This window comes from Streptomyces sp. TS71-3, from assembly GCF_018327685.1.
Classification (GTDB): domain Bacteria; phylum Actinomycetota; class Actinomycetes; order Streptomycetales; family Streptomycetaceae; genus Streptomyces.
This window is the reverse complement of record NZ_BNEL01000001.1, coordinates 983,590-1,000,591: the sequence shown is the minus strand read 5'-3', so window position 1 is coordinate 1,000,591 and position 17,002 is coordinate 983,590. Positions and strand designations below refer to the sequence as shown.

17 protein-coding genes are annotated in these 17,002 nt (G+C 73.6%); 6 read left to right on the top strand and 11 right to left on the bottom strand.

Annotated elements, in window-relative coordinates; translation table 11 throughout:
* Positions 1 to 22: 22 nt before the first annotated feature.
* Together Sm713_RS04230 and Sm713_RS04225 are read right to left on the bottom strand one after the other, a co-directional pair.
* Positions 23 to 607, bottom strand: coding sequence for a helix-turn-helix domain-containing protein (locus tag Sm713_RS04230; protein ID WP_249416075.1), 585 nt, complete (start codon positions 605 to 607; stop codon positions 23 to 25).
* Positions 608 to 742: 135 nt separating this feature from the next.
* Positions 743 to 1,084 carry a DUF1330 domain-containing protein gene (locus Sm713_RS04225; RefSeq protein WP_212908329.1) on the bottom strand — a complete coding sequence of 114 codons (342 nt, stop codon included), beginning with the start codon at positions 1,082 to 1,084 and terminating at the stop codon, positions 743 to 745.
* 374 nt (positions 1,085 to 1,458) lie between these two features.
* On the opposite strand from Sm713_RS04225, the gene Sm713_RS04220 reads away from it, so the two are divergent.
* Together Sm713_RS04220 and Sm713_RS04215 are read left to right on the top strand one after the other, a co-directional pair.
* The gene (locus tag Sm713_RS04220) at positions 1,459 to 2,289 is read left to right on the top strand and encodes a TetR/AcrR family transcriptional regulator (protein ID WP_308293147.1); all 831 of its coding nucleotides are present in this window, start codon (positions 1,459 to 1,461) and stop codon (positions 2,287 to 2,289) included.
* Positions 2,286 to 2,660 (top strand): VOC family protein, encoded by a 375-nt coding sequence (locus Sm713_RS04215; protein ID WP_212908328.1) that lies wholly within the window; start codon positions 2,286 to 2,288, stop codon positions 2,658 to 2,660. Before Sm713_RS04220 ends, Sm713_RS04215 begins: the two co-directional genes overlap by 4 nt.
* 177 nt (positions 2,661 to 2,837) lie before the next feature.
* On the opposite strand, the gene Sm713_RS04210 is transcribed toward Sm713_RS04215, so the two are convergent.
* Both Sm713_RS04210 and Sm713_RS04205 read right to left on the bottom strand, forming a co-directional pair.
* Positions 2,838 to 4,109 carry an Ig-like domain-containing protein gene (locus Sm713_RS04210; protein WP_212908327.1) on the bottom strand — a complete coding sequence of 424 codons (1,272 nt, stop codon included), beginning with the start codon at positions 4,107 to 4,109 and terminating at the stop codon, positions 2,838 to 2,840.
* Positions 4,110 to 4,405: 296 nt separating this feature from the next.
* Positions 4,406 to 4,789: a hypothetical protein gene (locus Sm713_RS04205; protein WP_212908326.1), complete on the bottom strand. Its 384-nt coding sequence runs from the start codon at positions 4,787 to 4,789 to the stop codon at positions 4,406 to 4,408.
* Positions 4,790 to 4,899: 110 nt separating this feature from the next.
* Here Sm713_RS04205 and Sm713_RS04200 point away from each other — a divergent pair, with 110 nt between their 5' ends.
* On the top strand, positions 4,900 to 5,271 hold the full coding sequence (locus Sm713_RS04200) for a hypothetical protein (protein WP_212908325.1): 372 nt from the start codon (positions 4,900 to 4,902) through the stop codon (positions 5,269 to 5,271).
* Between the two features lie 184 nt (positions 5,272 to 5,455).
* Here Sm713_RS04200 and hutH read toward each other — a convergent pair whose 3' ends face one another.
* Both hutH and Sm713_RS04190 read right to left on the bottom strand, forming a co-directional pair.
* On the bottom strand, positions 5,456 to 6,994 hold the full coding sequence (hutH, locus tag Sm713_RS04195; RefSeq protein WP_212911771.1) for a histidine ammonia-lyase: 1,539 nt from the start codon (positions 6,992 to 6,994) through the stop codon (positions 5,456 to 5,458).
* 213 nt (positions 6,995 to 7,207) lie between these two features.
* Entirely contained in the window at positions 7,208 to 7,864 is a 657-nt protein-coding gene (locus Sm713_RS04190; protein WP_212908324.1) for a TetR/AcrR family transcriptional regulator, read from the bottom strand.
* A 150-nt stretch (positions 7,865 to 8,014) separates the two neighbouring features.
* On the opposite strand from Sm713_RS04190, the gene Sm713_RS04185 reads away from it, so the two are divergent.
* A complete protein-coding gene (locus Sm713_RS04185) occupies positions 8,015 to 8,347 on the top strand; it encodes an EthD domain-containing protein (RefSeq protein WP_212908323.1) in 333 nt (110 codons plus the stop codon).
* A gap of 30 nt (positions 8,348 to 8,377) precedes the next feature.
* On the opposite strand, the gene Sm713_RS04180 is transcribed toward Sm713_RS04185, so the two are convergent.
* The 4 genes from Sm713_RS04180 to Sm713_RS04165 form a co-directional block, all read right to left on the bottom strand.
* Positions 8,378 to 9,673 (bottom strand): diguanylate cyclase domain-containing protein, encoded by a 1,296-nt coding sequence (locus Sm713_RS04180; RefSeq protein ID WP_212908322.1) that lies wholly within the window; start codon positions 9,671 to 9,673, stop codon positions 8,378 to 8,380.
* A gap of 103 nt (positions 9,674 to 9,776) precedes the next feature.
* On the bottom strand, positions 9,777 to 10,574 hold the full coding sequence (locus Sm713_RS04175; RefSeq protein WP_212908321.1) for an enoyl-CoA hydratase/isomerase family protein: 798 nt from the start codon (positions 10,572 to 10,574) through the stop codon (positions 9,777 to 9,779).
* A 570-nt stretch (positions 10,575 to 11,144) separates the two neighbouring features.
* Entirely contained in the window at positions 11,145 to 12,242 is a 1,098-nt protein-coding gene (locus Sm713_RS04170; RefSeq protein ID WP_249416512.1) for an adenylate/guanylate cyclase domain-containing protein, read from the bottom strand.
* Positions 12,243 to 12,964: 722 nt separating this feature from the next.
* Positions 12,965 to 13,909, bottom strand: a complete 945-nt coding sequence (locus Sm713_RS04165) for a biotin--[acetyl-CoA-carboxylase] ligase (RefSeq protein ID WP_212908320.1) — start codon at positions 13,907 to 13,909, stop codon at positions 12,965 to 12,967.
* A 328-nt stretch (positions 13,910 to 14,237) separates the two neighbouring features.
* Here Sm713_RS04165 and Sm713_RS04160 point away from each other — a divergent pair, with 328 nt between their 5' ends.
* Complete coding sequence (locus tag Sm713_RS04160) at positions 14,238 to 15,899, top strand: acyl-CoA carboxylase subunit beta (RefSeq protein ID WP_249416074.1); 1,662 nt, start codon at positions 14,238 to 14,240, stop codon at positions 15,897 to 15,899.
* Positions 15,900 to 15,996: 97 nt separating this feature from the next.
* On the top strand, positions 15,997 to 16,236 hold the full coding sequence (locus Sm713_RS04155; RefSeq protein WP_212908319.1) for an acyl-CoA carboxylase epsilon subunit: 240 nt from the start codon (positions 15,997 to 15,999) through the stop codon (positions 16,234 to 16,236).
* A gap of 137 nt (positions 16,237 to 16,373) precedes the next feature.
* Here the strand turns inward: Sm713_RS04155 and mmpB are convergent, their stop codons facing one another.
* Positions 16,374 to 16,496 (bottom strand): morphogenic membrane protein MmpB, encoded by a 123-nt coding sequence (mmpB, locus tag Sm713_RS41145; RefSeq protein WP_283249757.1) that lies wholly within the window; start codon positions 16,494 to 16,496, stop codon positions 16,374 to 16,376.
* Positions 16,497 to 17,002 lie beyond the last annotated feature (506 nt).

The window sequence follows — 17,002 nt, the reverse complement described above, 5'->3', positions numbered from 1 at the left end:
AGACCACCAGGCCGTCAGACCATCAGGCCGCGACGGACATCCGGACCTCGCCCGACCGCGGACCGGGGGCCGGGCGGAGGGGCGCGGTGGTGAGGGAGTGCGCGGGCGGTACCCGCCGCGGGGCGGCGGGCGCCGTGGGGGCGGCGTCGGAGGTGATCCGGCGGGGCCCCGCCGAGCGGGCCAACTCGCCCTGGACCAGCGCGAGCAGGTCGGCCAGGCCGAGGCCGAGCGCGCGGGCGGCGGCGGCGAGGACCTCGGACGAGGCCTCCTTGCGGCCCCGCTCCACCTCGGAGAGGTACGGCATCGAGATCCGCGCCGCCTCGGCCACGTCCTTCAGGGTGCGCCGCTGCGCGAGGCGCCGGCGGCGCAGGACGTCGCCGAGCACGTCCCGCCACAACGGCTCCCTGCCGGGCTCGCCGGGCCGGCCGCCGGGCCGCCCCGGCAGAGCGGTCCCCGGCGCCGTCACCGGCCCGGTGGCCGGACCCGCGGGGCCGTCCGAACGTGCCGGCCGCGCGGGGTGCGCGGAACGGGCCGGGTGCCCGGCCTGGGCGGGGCGCACCGGGCGCAACGGGATGACACGGGCTCGGTTCGGCGCATCGTTGCTCACTCCCTCAGATTAGGAGGGTTGCGCCGGGGCGGAACCCGGCGGCGTTCCGCCACCCGCGAAATCGCCGCTCACCTCCGCCGTCCCCACGGTCCGCGGCCCGCGCCACGGCGAGGGCCCGGCCCGCACCGCCGTCCGTCACGCCGCCGCCTCCCGCAACCGGGCCGCCGTCGCGGACGGGTCGTAGTCCACCGGTACCCCGTCGACGAGGATCACGTCGCCGGGCATGTGGTCCGTGCGCATCGGCAGGATCTCCCGGTAGGCCGGGGAGTCGTACCACTCCCGGGCGGCGGTCAGGTCCGGGAAGGCGATGATGACGATCGCACCCGGCCACTGCCCCTCCTTCACCTCCACGCTCGCCCCGTGGACGAGGAAGCGGCCTCTGTACGGGTCGAGCGTCGACTGGATCAGCTCGATGTAGCGGAAGACGTCCTCATGGGGCCCGCCCGGGCGAAGGTGTCCTACGGCGTATGCGGTCATCGGCGGTTCTCCTTGTCGGCGTGATGGTTGCCGGCCTGACGGCCTGCCTGCGTGACGATGTGACGGTCTGCCGGCCTGACGGTCAGCCGGTGTGGTGCTCGTGGCCGTGCGGGGCGTGCGGGCCGTCCGCGGCGCTCGTCACCGGCCGGCGCAGCTCCCCTGCGACCGTGACCGTGCGACCGTCCTCGGCCATCCGTTCCGGACCCGCGGTCCGATGCCCCGATCCTCCGCCGCGGCGGAGCACACGTCGATTACGTCCGGGGTAATGGCCGAGCACCCCGAACGGTGGGGCGGGCGCCAGAGGTCGCCCTGACCGCGGAGTGAGTGCTCACTCCCCCTTGTCGGAGTGAGCACTCACTCCGTACAGTCCCCGTATGTCTTCCCCCACGGGTGCCGACGCAGGCACCCCCACGCCTCCGGGCCCGCGCCGCCGGGCGCCGGGCATGAGCATCGAGGAGCGGCGGGCGATGATCGTCACCGTCGCGCTGCCGCTGATCGCCGAGCACGGAGCGGCGATCACGACCAGCCGGATCGCCCGCGCCGCGGGCATCGGCGAGGCCACCATCTTCCGGGCCTTCAAGGACAAGGACGAGCTGCTGGACGCCTGCGTGGCGGAGGCGGTCAGCCCCGGGCACGTGCTGCGGGAGCTCGCCTCGGTCCCGCTGGACGACCCGCTGCACGACCGGCTCGTCCAGGCCGCCGAGGCGATGCGCGCCCATCTGGCCCGGATGGGCTCGGTGGTCGGCTCGCTGTACGCCTCGGGCCGCCGGCCCAGCCGCCCCGCCGCCGAGCCGCCCCGCGGACAGGGCCGCGAGTCGTCGCTGCGCTCGCTGCAGGAGGGCCTGGTGGAGTTGATCGAGCCGGACCGCGCGGCGCTGCGGATCACCCCGGAGACGGTGGCGGGCGTGCTGCTCGGCATGGCCTACATGCACCTGCGCGAGGCCTCCGACGAGACGGCTCTGGACGCCGCCGAACTCGTGGACGTGCTGCTGCACGGGGCGGTGCACCCGGGCAACGGCGACGACCCGCAGGCGCCGACCGCGAGGACCACCGGGGCCGCGGACGGGACGGAGTCCGCCAGGGACACCCAGGACACCCAGGACACCCAGGACACCCAGGACACCCAGGACACCCAGGACACCCAGGACACCCAGGACACAGCCAAGGACTCCGCGTCCGGGGCCGGAACCAGGGGCACCCCGTGACCGTCACCCTGAACCACACCATCGTGCCGGCCGCCGACCACCGGGCCGCGGCCGAGTTCTTCGCGTACGTGATGGGGCTTGAGGCGCTGCCCCCGGCGGGCCGGCGCGGGCATTTCGCCCCGGTGCGGGTCAATGGCGGGCTCACGCTGGACTTCATGTCCGTGGACCGGCCCGAGGGCCACCACCTGGCGTTCGACGTGGCACCAGAGGAGTTCGACGCGGTCCTTGCCCGCCTTCAGGCCCGTGGCATCGCCTACGGCAACGACCCGGCCGAGCCGGACAACGGCCGGATCGGTCATCCGCTCTGCCCGCGCGGGCTCTTCTTCGTCGACGACGCGCGCAACCTCTACGAGGTGATGTCCCCGGCGTGACGCCACGGCCCGCGGACCGACCGGGCACGCGGCCTGGGCACGCCGCCTGGGCACGAGAGAAGGGTGCCGCGTCCGGAGGATTCCGGACGCGGCACCCTTTCGCTCATACGACCGGGGGCGTCAGCCCCGGGCCCGGGATCCCGGGGCCTCGCGGCACGAGACCCCGGATTCCGTGTCTCAGACCGCGGAGCCGGCCTTCCACTGCGCCCAGTCGAGGTTCCAGCCGTTCAGGCCGTTGTCCGGCTGGACGGTCTTGTCGCCGGTGTTGGAGACGACGACCACGTCACCGATGAGCGAGTGGGCGTAGAACCAGGCCGCCGGGGTGTTCGGGTCCTTCGCCCCCTTCTTGTCCTGAAGGCCCACGCAGCCGTGGCTGGTGTTGACGCTGCCGAAGACCGACGGCGCACCCCAGTAGTTGCCGTGGATGAAGGTGCCGGAGCTGGACAGCCGCATGGCGTGCGGCACGTCCTTGATGTCGTACTCGCCCTTGCCGTCGTCGTCGGTGAAGCCGACCGTCGCGCCGTTCATCCGGGTCTGGGTGAACTTCTCGGAGATCACCATCTGGCCCTGGTACGTCTTGTGCTCGGGCGCGCCCGCGGAGATCGGGATGGTCTTGATGACCTTGCCGTCCTGGGTGACCTTCATCTCCTTCGACTTGGCGTCGACGAAGGAGACCTGGTTGCGGCCGATGTGGAACTGCACGGTCTTCTGCTGCACGCCGTAGACGCCCGAGGCGCCCTCGACGCCGTCGAGGGCCAGCTTGAACGTGACCGTGGAGCCCTCCTGCCAGTAGTTCTGCGGGCGGAAGTCGAGGCGGTTCGCACCGAACCAGTGCCCGACGACCTCCTGGCCGCTGCTGGAGGTGACGGTGATCCCCTTCTGCACGGCGGCCTTGTTGGTGATCGCCTTGTCGAAGTTGAACGTCACGGGCATGCCGACGCCGACGGTGGAACCGGCGTCCGGGGTGAAGTTGCCGATGAAGCTGTTGGCCGGGGAGACCGTGGTGAAGGAGCCGTTCTCGTGGGCGATGCGGCCCTCGGAGTCCTGGGCGGTGGCGGTGACCTTGTAGAGCGTCGCGCGCTCGAGCTGGCCGCTCGGCTTCCAGCTGGTCTTGTCGGACGATATGTCGCCGGGGACCTCGGTGCCGTTCGCGGACTTCATCGAGACGTCGGTGAGCGTGCCCTTCTGGACCGTCACCTGCGCGGCGTTGTTGATGCTCGCGTTGTTCGAGCCGTCCTTCGGGGAAATAGTGATCTCGGCCTGCGAGGCCTTCTTGGCTGCCGCCTCGTCGACCTGCGCCTGCGACTTTCCGCCGTCGTCACCCGAGGCCTTCCCGTCAGCGCCCTTCGAGTCGTTGCAGGCGGAGAGCACCAGCACCCCTCCGAGCAGCGCGGCCACCGCCGTCAGGCGCCTGCGCCGCTTGCTGTCCGTCATCACACGCATCTCCATCGTCGCCGAATGCCGAAAGAAGCAAGACGTCCCCGTGACCGTCAACAACGCCCCGTCTGCTTCATCCCGTTCCATGTCCGGCAGATTTGTGGCGCGCACCACTCATGTGGCGCGGTCGTCAAGCTCTGTGCCTGGGGAGACGTCGGAAACCGGTCAGGCGGTTGCAGTTCCAGGAAGCGGGAATCGCCCCCCGGTCCGGCCTCCGGCACGCGATCCTCGCGCCGCGTGACGACCGCCGGACACCGCGCCGGTCCCGCGCCGATCCCTCGGCCGTCCGGCACGGCTCCCGGAGTCCGCTAGTCCTCTCCGGTCCCGTTGTCTTCGCCGCCATCATCCACGCCCAAGCGCCAATCAGGCGAATCCGGATCGTAGTCGATCTCCTCACTGCTCCACGAGGCCTGTGCGAGGTCCACTCCCGGAACACCGTGGACCAGGTCGAACGGATCGACGAGATAGGCCAGCGCCTCCGCCTCGTCCTGCTGCACGGCGGTGATCGCGTGGATGCGCTCCTCGGCGGTCATGCCGTGTGCGCCCGCCCCGGACCCGCCGTCGGACCCCGACTCCCCGGCCTCCTCCTCGATGCGCTGGAGGGCGGCGCCGGTGAGGGCGACGGAATCCTCGATCTCGACCACCAGATCAACCCGCAGCCGGACAAAACGTGATGTCTCAGAAGTGCCCATAGGACGGAGGGTACGACTCGATCGACCCGTGGCTTTCCTGCGACCCGCCCCTTTCATTAGCATCGGTCAGCACGGTCAATTCGCCAGCGCCGCAAGGGGATCGATCTTCCGTGTCCGCCGCCCACCGTTCGTTGCCCATCGCCGTCGCGGCGGCGGCCCTGCTGGGTGCCCTGTGGTTCGTCCCGACCGCCCACGCGACGACGGGCACGGCGGCCCCGGCGGACGGCAGCCGCTCCGCGGCCGAGCCCGCGACCCTGACCGCCCTGGAGTCCTCCGCCACCTCCGGCACCGCCTCCGGGGCGGCGGCCGGCGCCGGGGCGGCGGCCGGCGCCGGCCGCCTGGCCGAGACGGGCGCCTTCGACACCACCCCGTACCTCATCGCCGGCACGGCCTTCCTCGGCGTCGGCGCGGCCTTCATCGCCTACTCGGTCCGCCGGGACCACGGCGAGTACGAGGCCGACCCGGAGCTGGCCGGCGCATGAGCCTCTGATCAGCCGTAGGCATGGGCTTCTGATCAGCCGCAGGCATGAGCTTCTGATCAGCCCGTAGACATGAGCTTCTGATCAGCCGCCCCGCGCCTGACACGCCGCCCGGCGGGCGAAGGGCCCCGGGTCCGGCTCCGGACCGGGCTCTCCGCTCCCGGCCGGGCCCCGCCCGGAACGGTCGCTACGCCAGCGGCCCCGTCACCGCCTCCACCGCGTCGACCAGCGCGCCGACCCGTACGAACTCCTCCGCCGCCGCGAGGTCGGGCGCGAGGAACCGGTCGGGCCCGGGGCCCTCGATACCCGCCTCCCGCACCGCGTCGATCACGGCCTGGCTGGCGGGGGCGGGCCGCAGCCCCTTGCGGAGTTCCACCGCACGGGTCGCCGCGTACATCTCGATCGCCAGCACGCGCGCGAGGTTGCCCACCGCCGTGCGCAGCTTCCGCGCGGCGGACCACCCCATGGAGACGTGGTCCTCCTGCAGCGCGGACGACGGGATGGAGTCCACGGACGCCGGCACGGCCAGCCGCTTCATCTCGCTGACCAGCGCCGCCTGCGTGTACTGGGCGATCATCAGCCCGGAGTCCACGCCGGGGTCGTCGGCGAGGAACGCGGGCAGGCCGTGGGAGCGGTTCTTGTCGAGCAGCCGGTCGGTGCGGCGCTCGGCGATGGAGGCGAGGTCGGCGGCGGCGACGGCGAGGAAGTCCAGGACGTAGCCGACCGGGGCGCCGTGGAAGTTCCCGTTGGACTCGACCCGGCCGCCGTCCAGTACCACGGGATTGTCGACGGCCGCGGCCAGCTCGCGGCCCGCCACCAGCCGGGCGTGCGCGAGGGTGTCGCGGCCCGCGCCCGCGACCTGCGGGGCGCACCGCACGGAGTACGCGTCCTGCACCCGCGGCGCGTCCCCCATGTGGTGCCCGGTGAGGCCGGACCCGGCGAGCACGGCGAGCATGTTGGCCGCGGCGGCGCCCTGCCCCGGGTGCGGGCGGATGGCGTGCAGCTCGGGCGCGAGGACCTTCTCGGTGCCGAGCAGCGCCTCCAGGCTGAGGGCGGCGGTGATGTCGGCGGACTTGTAGAGGGTCTCCAGGTCGTCGAGGGCCATGAGCAGCATGCCGAGCATGCCGTCCGTGCCGTTCAGCAGGGCCAGGCCCTCCTTCTCGCGCAGCTCGACGGGGCTGATGCCGTGCTCGGCCAGCAGCTCGGCCGCGGGACGCACCGCGCCGTCGGGTCCCTCCGCGTCGCCCTCCCCCATCAGCGTGAGGGCGCAGTGGCTGAGCGGCGCGAGGTCGCCGGAGCAGCCGAGGGAGCCGTACTCGTGGACCACGGGGGTGATGCCGGCGTTCAGCACGTCGGCCATGGCCTGCGCGACCTCGGGCCGGGCGCCGGTGTGGCCGGAGCAGAGCGTCTTCAGGCGCAGGAACATCAGCGCCCTGACCACCTCGCGCTCCACGCGCGGGCCCATGCCGGCCGCGTGCGAGCGGACGATGTTGCGCTGCAGCGCCGCGCGCAGGCTCGGGCCGATGTGGCGGGTGGCCAGGGCGCCGAAGCCCGTCGACACGCCGTACACCGGATCGGGCTTCGCGGCGAGCGCGTCGATGACCTCGCGGGCGCCGGCCAGCGCGGCGAGCGCCGCGGCCGACAGCTCTACTCCGGCGCCGCCCCGGGCGACGGCCAGGACGTCCTCGGCACGGGTCCCGGCGGGTTCCACCACCACGGTATGCATAGTCATATTCAGGAGACTACGCACTGAATCAATCAGTGTCACGGGCGGGGCCAGGTACGGGTCCTTACATCTCCGCGCCGCGGGGCGGGAGTCCGGTCGACGTCACGCAGCGGCGAGAGTCGTCGGCGGCCCCGGATCGGCGCCCGCACCGGCGCCCGTATCGGCGCGTGCATCGGCGCCTTCAGTCGCCGTCCACCGGAACCGGGCGGTCCGTCAGTCGCCGACCACCGGAACCGGACGCCCCGTCAGGGCGGAGACGAGCCGGTGGTTGGCCTGCTGCGCCGTCATCCCCCAGTCCCACTCGGTCTTGTGCAGGCGCAGGGAGACGATGCCGTGCCAGGCCGACCAGAGCAGGAGCGCCGCGCCGAAGGGCGCCTGCGGGTCGACGCGCCGGGCGAGGTCCACGATGCGCCGCTGGAGGCGCGGGCCGTGCTCGGCCCTGGTGGCCGGGAGCTCGTCACCGCTCTCGAAGAGCAGCTGATAGGCGCCGGGGTGGTCCAGCGCCCAGGCGATGTAGGCGTCGCCGGCGGCCACCAGCGGATCGGCGCCCTCCCCCGCCGCGGCGAGCGCCGCCTCGACGGACTCGATCAGCGAGGTGTACTCGGCGTCGAGCACGGCGGACCGCAGCTCCGCCTCGGACGGGAAGTGCCAGTAGACCGCCGAGGGCGCCACCCCGCAGGCCCGGGCGATCGAGCGCAGCGACGGGACGGCCACCGCCTGCGGCTGCGCCAGCATCGCCACGGCGGCCGAGACGAGCTCGGCGCGCAGGTCCCGGCCGTCCTTGCTGTGGCCGGTGCGTTTGCCGCCCCTGGCGCCGGTGGAGCCGGTGGAGCCGGTGGAGCCGGTGGAGCCGGTCGCAGGATTCGTCACCCGTCCATTGAACACCCGTTCATGGTACGGTCGAGTTGAACAGGTGTTCAGCAAAGGTGTTCAGCAAAGGTGTCCGGCTGGCTGCCCGGCGGAGGACCCGCCAGGTGTCCGGCGGGGAACCGGCAGGGTCTTCGGCAAGGATGGGACGAGATGCACACGGTGATCACAGTGGTCCGCAAGCGGCCCGAGGTCTCCACGGAGGACTTCCGCCGCTTCATGGAGACGGAGTACGGCCCGGTCAACGCCGCCCTCCCCGAGGTGCGGGAGTACGTGCAGTACTACGTGTCCGACCTCGCCCAGGACGGCGCGGAGGAGCCCGTCGACGCCATCGTCCGGATCAGCTTCGACTCCGAGGCGGCGATGCGGGACGCGCTCGACACGGACGTGTACCGCAAGGCGAGCGGGATGCGGAAGGCGTACATGCGGGACACGTCGGTCGGCGTCCACTCGGCCGTGCTGGAGCGGCAGGTGGAGTTCGTCTGATCCGTCCGGCGGTCGCCGGGCCGGCCGGGCTCAGCCCCGCCCCGTTTCCCCCGGTGACCCGCGGCCGCGGATCCTGCGGCGCTCGCCCGGCGGGGGTGCGGGGGCGTCGGCGAGGCGGACCACGGGGTCGTCGGGGCCCTCGCGCCCTGCGACGACGGGGCCCGTGGCACGGGCCGCCTTGGCGCGGTACTGGGCGGCGTCGGCCAGCCGGAACAGCCGGCGCGACGAGCGCAGCGGCCCGATCGGATCGCCCGTGGACGCCACCCCGCACGCCACGCCCTCGCCGAGCCTGAGCTGGGCGGCGCGGCGGCACAGCTCCCCCGCGACGCGCACCACGTCGTCCGAGGACGGCCCCACCGCAAGCAGGCAGAACTCGTCCCCGCCGAGCCGGGCCGCGAGCGTGCCCGGCAGCATCGCGCCGCACAGCGAGAGCACCGAGCCGAAGCGCTCCAGCAGCCGGTCGCCGACCGCGTGGCCCTGGGTGTCGTTGACCTGCTTGAGGCCGTTCAGGTCGCAGACGACGAGGCTGACCACGGCGCCGGCGGTGCGGTGGCTCTCGATGGCCTCGTCGAGGCGTATGTCGACGGCGCGGCGGTTGGCCAGGCCGGTGAGCGCGTCGGTGAAGGCGAGCCTGCGCGCCTCCTCAAGCTGCTCGGTCTGCGCGAGCCCGGCCGCGACCACGCTGGCCAGCACGGTGGCGAAGTCCGCGTCGAAACGGTCGAACGGCGGAGCCCCGGCGGGCCGGGCCACGTACAGCTCGCCCCAGGCCCGCCCGTGCAGCACGATCGGCGCGACGACGCAGCAGCCGCGGCCCCGGCGGCGGAGCGCGGCCACCCGGCCCCAGCTCCCGCCCGGCACCCCGGCGGGCCCACCGGCCCGCACGCGGCCCTCCGCGGGCCCCGGCGCCTCCGTGGAACGCTCACCGGATCCCTCCGGCCCCTTCGCCCCGGTAACGCTCTCCACGGGCCCTGGCGCCCCTACGGCGCTCTCCGCGCCGTTCGCGCCGTTCGCGACCGCCACCCAGGCGCGCGGCTCGCCGTTGCCCGCCCAGCGCTCGTGCAGCAGCTCGGTGATCTCCGGGAACTGGTGGACCGGATACGCCTCGGCCTCGGGGAACTCCTCCTCCCTCGGCGCGCGCTCGCCGGTGTTCACCAGCACCCGGAGACGGCCAAGATCGCGCTCCCAGACGGACAGCGCGGCGAAGCTGCCGCTCAGTGCCCGCCGGGCGCCCTCGGCGGCGGCGCTCCAGGTCTCCCGCGGAGTGTGGACGGCCGCCATGCCCCGGGCCAGCTCCACCACGGCCCGCAGCCGCGCTTCCTCAGCCATCGTCCCAGGCTATGAAGGTTTGCCACGTTTTGAGATATCGATACGGCGATCAGGTTCCACCGCCCGACCTCGAAGGCCGAACCTCAAGGGCCGCTCCCGCCGCCTACTCCCCCGGCCACTGCGGGGTGCGCTTCTCGTTGAAGGCGGCCACGCCCTCCGCGCGGTCCCCGGAGAACGCCACCGACCGCCAGGCCGCGTCCTCGACCTCCAGGCCGGCCCGCAGGTCGAGCCCGTGCCCGAGGCGCAGGGCACGCTTGGCGGCGCGCAGTCCCACGGGGGAGTGGCCGGCGATCCGCGCGGCGAGCTCCAGCGCCTCCTCGCGGTCCGCGCCCTGGGCGGCCAGCCGGTCCACGAGGCCCATCCGGTGGGCCTCCTCGGCCTCCACGCGGCGTGCCGAGAAGATCAGCTCGGCGGCGCGCGCCGCACCGACGCGGCGCGGCAGGAGCTGCGTGCCGCCCCCGCCCGGGATCACGCCGACGGACACCTCCGGAAGGCCCACCACCGCGGTGGGGTCGGCCACGATCAGGTCGCACGAGAGGGCCAGCTCGAAGCCGCCGCCCAGCGCGTAGCCGTGCACCGCGGCGATGGTGGGCACGGGCAGGTCCAGCACGCCGGTGTAGGCGGCGCGGGCCACCGGGCGCTGGCGGACCAGTTCGGCGTCGGTCAGGGAGTTGCGCTCCTTCAGGTCCGCGCCGACGCAGAACGCCCGCTCGTGCGTGGAGGCGAGGACGACGGCCCTGACGTCGCGGTCGGCGGCGAGGTCCGTGCAGGCCGCGGTGATCGCGCGGGCCATGTCCGTGGAGACGGCGTTCATCGCCTTCGGCCGGTCCAGCACCAGCTCGGCGACGTGCTCGTGACGCCGGACACGGACGACGTCGTGGTAACTGCTCGTGGCGCTCATACGCTCTCCTCACCGGCAACCAAGGTCCAACGCCCCCGAACCGTACGCGCACAGCGGTGCCACGGGCACGCCGCTCGGGTGCGCTGACGTTGGCGGCGAGTGCGGGTCCGCCGTCTTTCGCGCAGTTCCCCGCGCCCCTTGTCAGGGCCTGCCCCTTGCGGTGGGCTGCTTGTCTGCGGCGGAGTGGTCATTTTTCTGCGCAGTTCCCCGCGCCCCTTCAGCGCCCTGCCCCCTTGGGCCGTTCTAAGGTCTGCGTCTGCGTCGTGGCTGGTCGCGCAGTTCCCCGCGCCCCTTCGTGGCGCAGCCTCACCGGCACGCACGGCGCCCTGAATAGGGGCGCGGGGAACTGCGCGAGAAGCGACCACCGAGCTGCAGCCGGCGACGAAACCGCAAGGGGCAGGGACTGACAAGGGGCGCGGGGAACTGCGCAGAAAGCGGCCCCGGCCCGCAGCCGGCGACGAAACCGCATGGGGCAGGCTCCTGACGAGGGGCGCGGGGAACTGCGCAAAAAACGGCGAACCCGCACCGGCCGCAGACGTCAGCGAACCCGGAGCGCCGTGCCCGCGGCAGCTACCTGCGGGTGAGCAACCACGGCTCCACCACGCCCAACCCCCGCACCGGCCGCTGCCACATCGGCTGCAGGGCGAACCGATAGGCGGGCGGCTCCTCGCCCTCCTTCTCCGCCGCGGCCAGAGCCTGCGCGGCATCCGCCTCGGACGCCGGCGCCGCCCCCGTCCGGGTGAGTTCCTGCGCGAGCGCGCCGTCCACGAGGACCGAGTCCCGCGGCGCTATCGAGGTGAGCCGGCTGGCCAGGTTCACGGTGGTCCCGAAGACATCGCCCATCCGGGTGGTGACCGTGCCGAAGGCGATGCCGACGCGCAGCTCGGGCATCGTCTCGTCGTTGGCCATGGTTTCTATGAGGCGCAGCGCGATCTCCGCCGCGATCGCGGGGTCGTCCGCCGCGAACAGCACCTCGTCGCCAAGGGTCTTGATCAGCCGGCCGCCGTGGGCGGCCACCAGGTCGGCCGCGGTGGTCTCGAAGGCCTCGACCAGCTCGCCGAGTTCCTCCTCCTCCATCCGGCGGGTGAGCCTGGTGAAGCCGACGAGGTCCGCGAAGCCGACGGCGAGCCGACGGTCGACCATCTCCTCGTCGTCCGCGGCCTGCACGACCCGGCCCGTGGCGGCGGCGAGCTGCCGCCGCCAGACGTACACCAGGAACTCCTCCAGCTCCGGCAGCAACAGCTCGACCAGCGGATACGTGACCTCGGTACGGGTCATGCCCGGCTCCGGGGGCTCCGTCAGGCCCTCCAGGAACGAGTCGATCTGCCACTCGGCGAGGCGGGCGGTGGTCTGGCCGGTGGAGCGGGCCACCTGGACCGCCATGGCCTCGCTCAGCAGCCCCGCCTCGACGAGGCCTGCGAGCCGCCGCAGCGCCAGCACGTCGGCCTCCGTGAGGGCCTTGGCCTGGCCGATGTCGGCGAAGCCCATGGCACGCCAGAACCGGGAGGCCAGCTCCATGGAGACGCCCGCGCTGCGCGCCGCCTGGAAGGGCGTGTAGCGGCGCTCGGCGCCGAGGATCAGCTGCTCCAGGCGGAGGGCGAGCGGGTCGCCGGCCTGCTCCTCGTCGTCGTCCTCGGGACGGTCCACGCGGTCGGCGGCGGGCTCCACCTCCTGGCCGCCCCCCGGCCAGGAGGCGTCGGGCTCCCGGTGAGACCCGCCCGAGGACCCGTCTGAAGATCCGCCCGAGGACCCACCCGAAGACCCACCCGAAGACGCGTCCGACGCGGGCGCCGCCGGCGCCTCGGGCTCCTCAGCCGCCTCGGAGGCCCGCTGGGAGTCCTCAGCCGCCTCGGAGGCCCGCTGGGAGTCCTCAGCCGCCTCGGGGACCCGATGGGAGTCCTCGGGGTCTCGGGCATCGTCCTGCCCGTCCTGCCGGCCGGATTCTCCGCGTTCCCGGTGTTCCTCGGAGTCCTGGCCGGATCCTCCGGGCTCCCGGAGGGGTTCCTCGGGCTCGGGCTCCTGGGCGGGTTCTGCGGGCTCGTGACGGGAGGCGGTGCCCGGCTCCTCGCCGGGGCCGGACTCACCGGGGGTGCGGGGTGTGCCCGTGCCGGAGCCAGGGTCGTCGACGGTCACGCCTGTTGCCCTTCCGATCTGCCGCGGTCAGGTTTCGACCGGCCCCAACTCTACTGAGCCATCGCTCAGCGAGCTGGCCGGACCCATGGTCCGACCTGCTCTTTCCGGCCGGGGTGCCGGGGGCGGTGACACCGGCGGCGTGCGGCGCGGCAGGTGTCGCGGTCCCGGGAACACACAGTACGGCAGGTGTGGGCTGGCTCACTCCCCCGCGACGGGCCTGGTCGCCGGGAGGCGCCGCCCGGGTGGCCGCGCGCCGGTCATGCCCCGCCGTCCGCCCCTTCGCTCCCCCCGTCCTCACCGGCCGGCCGCAGGTGAACGATGTCGCCGGCCCCGACCGGCTGCTGCACACCGTCGGCCGTGGCGAGCACCAGACGCCCGTCGCCGTCCAGGGCCACCGCCTCCCCGGTCACCGAGCGGTCGCCGGGCAGCTCGGCCCTGACCCTGCGGCCCAGCGTCGCGCAGCCGGCCGCGTAGGTCTCCTGGAGGCCGGAGACGGCCGGATCGCCGTCGGCGTCCTGCCAGGCCTCGTACCAGGTCTCCAGGGAGCGCAGGACGGCGCGCAGCAGTGGATCGCGGTCGGTGGCGGTGGCGCCCGCGAGCGCGAGCGAGCCGGCGGTGGGCACCGGGAGCTCAGGGGCGCGCAGCGTCACGTTGAGACCGATGCCGAGCACCACGGCGCCCTGCGCGCCCTCGGTGCGCGCGCGGTCCGCATCGCCGGCGCCCTTCTGCTGGGCCGCGCCGCCGGCGCGCTCCGCGAGGATGCCGCCCGCCTTGCGCTCCGTGCCGCCGACGGTGACGAGGAGGTCGTTGGGCCATTTGAGTGCCGTGTCGACGCCCGCGGTGCGGGAGACGGCGGTGGCGGTCGCGACGCCGGCGAGCAGCGGCAGCCAGCCCCACCGCTGGACGGGCACGTGCGGCTTCAGCAGCACCGAGAAGAACAGTCCGGAACGCGGCGGCGCGCTCCACCGCCGGTCGAGACGGCCCCGGCCCGCCGTCTGCTCCTCCGCGACGAGCACGGCGCCCTCGTCCAGGGCGTCCGCGCGGGCGGCCAGGTCGGTGTTGGTCGACCCGATGGACGCGAGGACGTCCAGGCTGCTCCACAGGGTGCCCGGCCGGACCAGGGCGCGGCGCAGCGAGGCGGGGTTCAGGGGCGGCCGGTCCAGGTCGGACCAGCGGCTGTCACGGGCTTCCGGCGGGGTCATGCCGCCAACCCTAGGCTCCCCGGGACCCGCCGTACGCCCCGCGGCCGGGCTCTCCCGGACCTGCCGTACGCCCCGCGGCCGGGTGCCACCGGTACGGGCCGGCGGGCGGCAGGAGCGTGCAGGCCGGCCACCTCGGCGGGCCGCCGGCGCCGCTCCGGTGTGGTAAACGCCGCACTGCCGAACCGTATCCGCGCCGATACGCTACGAGTCAGTAGCAGCATGATCCACCGTGCCGTGCACGCCGTGTACGGCGGTCGGAGTAATGTCCGAAAAAACCGGAGGGTCCCGTCGCCCTCGTACCGCCAGCAGGCAGGGAGCCGCACCGCCGATGTCCGAGCCGGAAGAGCCCCGTTCGATCTCCCCCGAGCCCGCGCAGGCCGCCGGGGTCGCCGCAGCAGACCCGGCCCCGGAGCCCGGGATCGACGTCCACACCACCGCGGGCAAGCTCGCCGACCTGCAACGCCGCATCGAGGAGGCGGTGCACGCGGGCTCGGCGCGCGCCGTGGAGAAGCAGCACGCCAAGGGCAAGCTGACGGCGCGTGAGCGGGTCGTGATGCTGCTCGACGAGGGCTCGTTCGTGGAGCTGGACGAGTTCGCGCAGCACCGGTCGACCAGCTTCGGCCTGGAGAAGAACCGCCCCTACGGCGACGGCGTGGTGACCGGCTACGGCTCGGTCGACGGCCGCCCGGTCGCGGTGTTCTCGCAGGACTTCACGGTGTTCGGCGGCGCGCTCGGCGAGGTGTTCGGGCAGAAGATCATCAAGGTGATGGACTTCGCGCTGAAGACCGGCTGCCCGGTGATCGGGATCAACGACTCGGGCGGCGCACGCATCCAGGAGGGCGTCAGCGCGCTCGGCATGTACGGCGAGATCTTCCGCCGCAACACCCACGCCTCGGGCGTGATCCCGCAGATCTCCCTGGTCGTCGGCCCGTGCGCGGGCGGCGCGGTCTACTCGCCGGCGATCACCGACTTCACGGTGATGGTGGACCAGACCTCGCACATGTTCATCACGGGCCCCGACGTGATCAAGACGGTGACCGGCGAGGACGTCGGCTTCGAGGAGCTGGGCGGCGCGCGCACCCACAACACCGCCTCCGGCGTCGCGCACCACATGGCGAGCGACGAGAAGGACGCCATCGAGTACGTCAAGTCGCTGCTGTCCTACCTGCCCTCCAACAACCTCAGCGAGCCCCCCGCCTACCCGGAGGAGGCGAGCCTCGCGGTCGGCGACGAGGACCGCGAGCTGGACACGGTCGTGCCGGACAGCGCGGGCCAGCCGTACGACATGCGCACGGTCATCGAGCACGTCGTGGACGACGCGGAGTTCTTCGAGACGCAGGCGATGTTCGCGCCGAACATCATCACCGGCTTCGGCCGGGTCGAGGGGCACCCGGTGGGCGTGGTGGCCAACCAGCCGATGCAGTTCGCGGGCACCCTGGACATCGACGCCAGCGAGAAGGCCGCCCGCTTCGTGCGCACCTGCGACGCGTTCAACGTGCCGGTGCTGACCTTCGTCGACGTGCCGGGCTTCCTGCCGGGCGTGGAGCAGGAGCACAGCGGCATCATCCGTCGCGGCGCCAAGCTGATCTACGCCTACGCCGAGGCGACCGTCCCGCTGATCACGGTGATCACCCGGAAGGCGTTCGGCGGCGCGTACGACGTGATGGGCTCCAAGCACCTGGGCGCGGACCTGAACCTGGCCTGGCCTACCGCGCAGATCGCCGTCATGGGCGCGCAGGGCGCGGTGAACATCCTGCACCGGCGCAGCATCGCCGGCGCCCCCGAGGTGGAGCGGCCCGCGCTGCGCGAGAAACTGGTCCAGGAGTACGAGGACACGCTGCTCAACCCGTACACAGCGGCGGAGCGGGGCTACATCGACGCGGTGATCATGCCGGCCGACACCCGCAGCCACATCGTCCGCGGGCTGCGCCAGCTGCGCACCAAGCGGGAGAACCTGCCGCCCAAGAAGCACGGCAACATCCCGCTGTGAGCGCGGCGGCGCTCCCGGTGCCGGCGACCCGGTGCCGGCGCGCCGCGGGCCCGCCGCGTGAGGCATCGCCCAGTCGTCGTCCCGCTGCGAGGAGGCATTGGTGATCAAGGTGGTGCGGGGCAATCCGACCCCGGAGGAGCTGGCCGCCGCGGTGGCGGTCGTACGGGCCCGCGCGGTGGCGCTCGCCCAGGCCCCGGAGGGGTCCTGGCCGGGCGGCCCGGCGGCCGCGGGCGCGCAGGGCACGCGGCCCGCGTGGGCGGACCCGGCACGCGTGGCGAGGACCCGCCTGCCGGCGCCCGGGCCGCGGGCGTGGGGGCGCACGTTCTGGCCCGTGTGAGGCGGGGCGGGCAGGCCCGCCGGTAACCCGGTCACGTCCTCCGGCACCGGTGACGTCCTCCGGCACCGGTCGGGTGCCGGTCCGGTGTGCCCGCGCCGAGCGGGCGCCGATCAACGTGCGTCCGCGCCCCGGCCGGATCACCAGACCGCGATCATCACCAGCACCGCGGCGAGCGCCAGCACCAGGCCGAGCCGCCTGAGCTTGGCCTGCGCGGCACGCAGTTCCTCCGGGGGCTTGTCGTCCGGCTCTGACCACAGCATGCGACCGATCCTGCGCCGGGGGCCGGGCCGGCCGCCTGAGTACGCGTACTCAAGTAGGCGCGAAGCGACGCGACCTGCCGGTCGCCACCGGCCGAAAGGGGCAGTACGTGTCGCGTCCGGACCACCGGTGGGTGGCTGGTTGCCCGCGCCCACGCGGCGGGGCCGCAAATCGGACACAGCCCCGCGCCCCTGAGTGGGCGCTGCCCGACCTCCAGGGCACGCGGAAGGTTCCGCGCTCCCCGGTCCCTCAGGGGCGCCGGGTAGGGGTACCTCCCACGCCCTCAAGGCAGTGGGGGAGCGACCACCCACGACGACACCGTCAGGTCGTCCCCGACCCAAAGGGGCAGTCCCTGCCGTCTCCGGACCACCCGCCGGCGGATGGTTGCTCGCGCAGTTCCCCGCGCCCCTGGGAGGGAACCGGGGACACCGGAACGTTCCGGGAGCCCCGAGAGGGCAACCGGGCGGCTTCGCCGCGTAAGGGGTCGCCGTCCGCCGAAGGCGTACCC

Bases quoted from the DNA above. Each gene is read 5' to 3' on its own strand.
- Sm713_RS04225 (WP_212908329.1), bottom strand. From the start codon at position 1,084: ATGACCGCATACGCCGTAGGACACCTTCGCCCGGGCGGGCCCCATGAG.
- Sm713_RS04220 (WP_308293147.1), top strand. From the start codon at position 1,459: ATGTCTTCCCCCACGGGTGCCGACGCAGGCACCCCCACGCCTCCGGGC.
- Sm713_RS04210 (WP_212908327.1), bottom strand. From the start codon at position 4,109: ATGGAGATGCGTGTGATGACGGACAGCAAGCGGCGCAGGCGCCTGACG.
- Sm713_RS04205 (WP_212908326.1), bottom strand. From the start codon at position 4,789: ATGGGCACTTCTGAGACATCACGTTTTGTCCGGCTGCGGGTTGATCTG.
- hutH (WP_212911771.1), bottom strand. From the start codon at position 6,994: ATGCATACCGTGGTGGTGGAACCCGCCGGGACCCGTGCCGAGGACGTC.
- Sm713_RS04185 (WP_212908323.1), top strand. From the start codon at position 8,015: ATGCACACGGTGATCACAGTGGTCCGCAAGCGGCCCGAGGTCTCCACG.
- Sm713_RS04180 (WP_212908322.1), bottom strand. From the start codon at position 9,673: ATGGCTGAGGAAGCGCGGCTGCGGGCCGTGGTGGAGCTGGCCCGGGGC.
- Sm713_RS04175 (WP_212908321.1), bottom strand. From the start codon at position 10,574: ATGAGCGCCACGAGCAGTTACCACGACGTCGTCCGTGTCCGGCGTCAC.
- Sm713_RS04165 (WP_212908320.1), bottom strand. From the start codon at position 13,909: ATGACCCCGCCGGAAGCCCGTGACAGCCGCTGGTCCGACCTGGACCGG.
- Sm713_RS04160 (WP_249416074.1), top strand. From the start codon at position 14,238: ATGTCCGAGCCGGAAGAGCCCCGTTCGATCTCCCCCGAGCCCGCGCAG.
- mmpB (WP_283249757.1), bottom strand. From the start codon at position 16,496: ATGCTGTGGTCAGAGCCGGACGACAAGCCCCCGGAGGAACTGCGTGCC.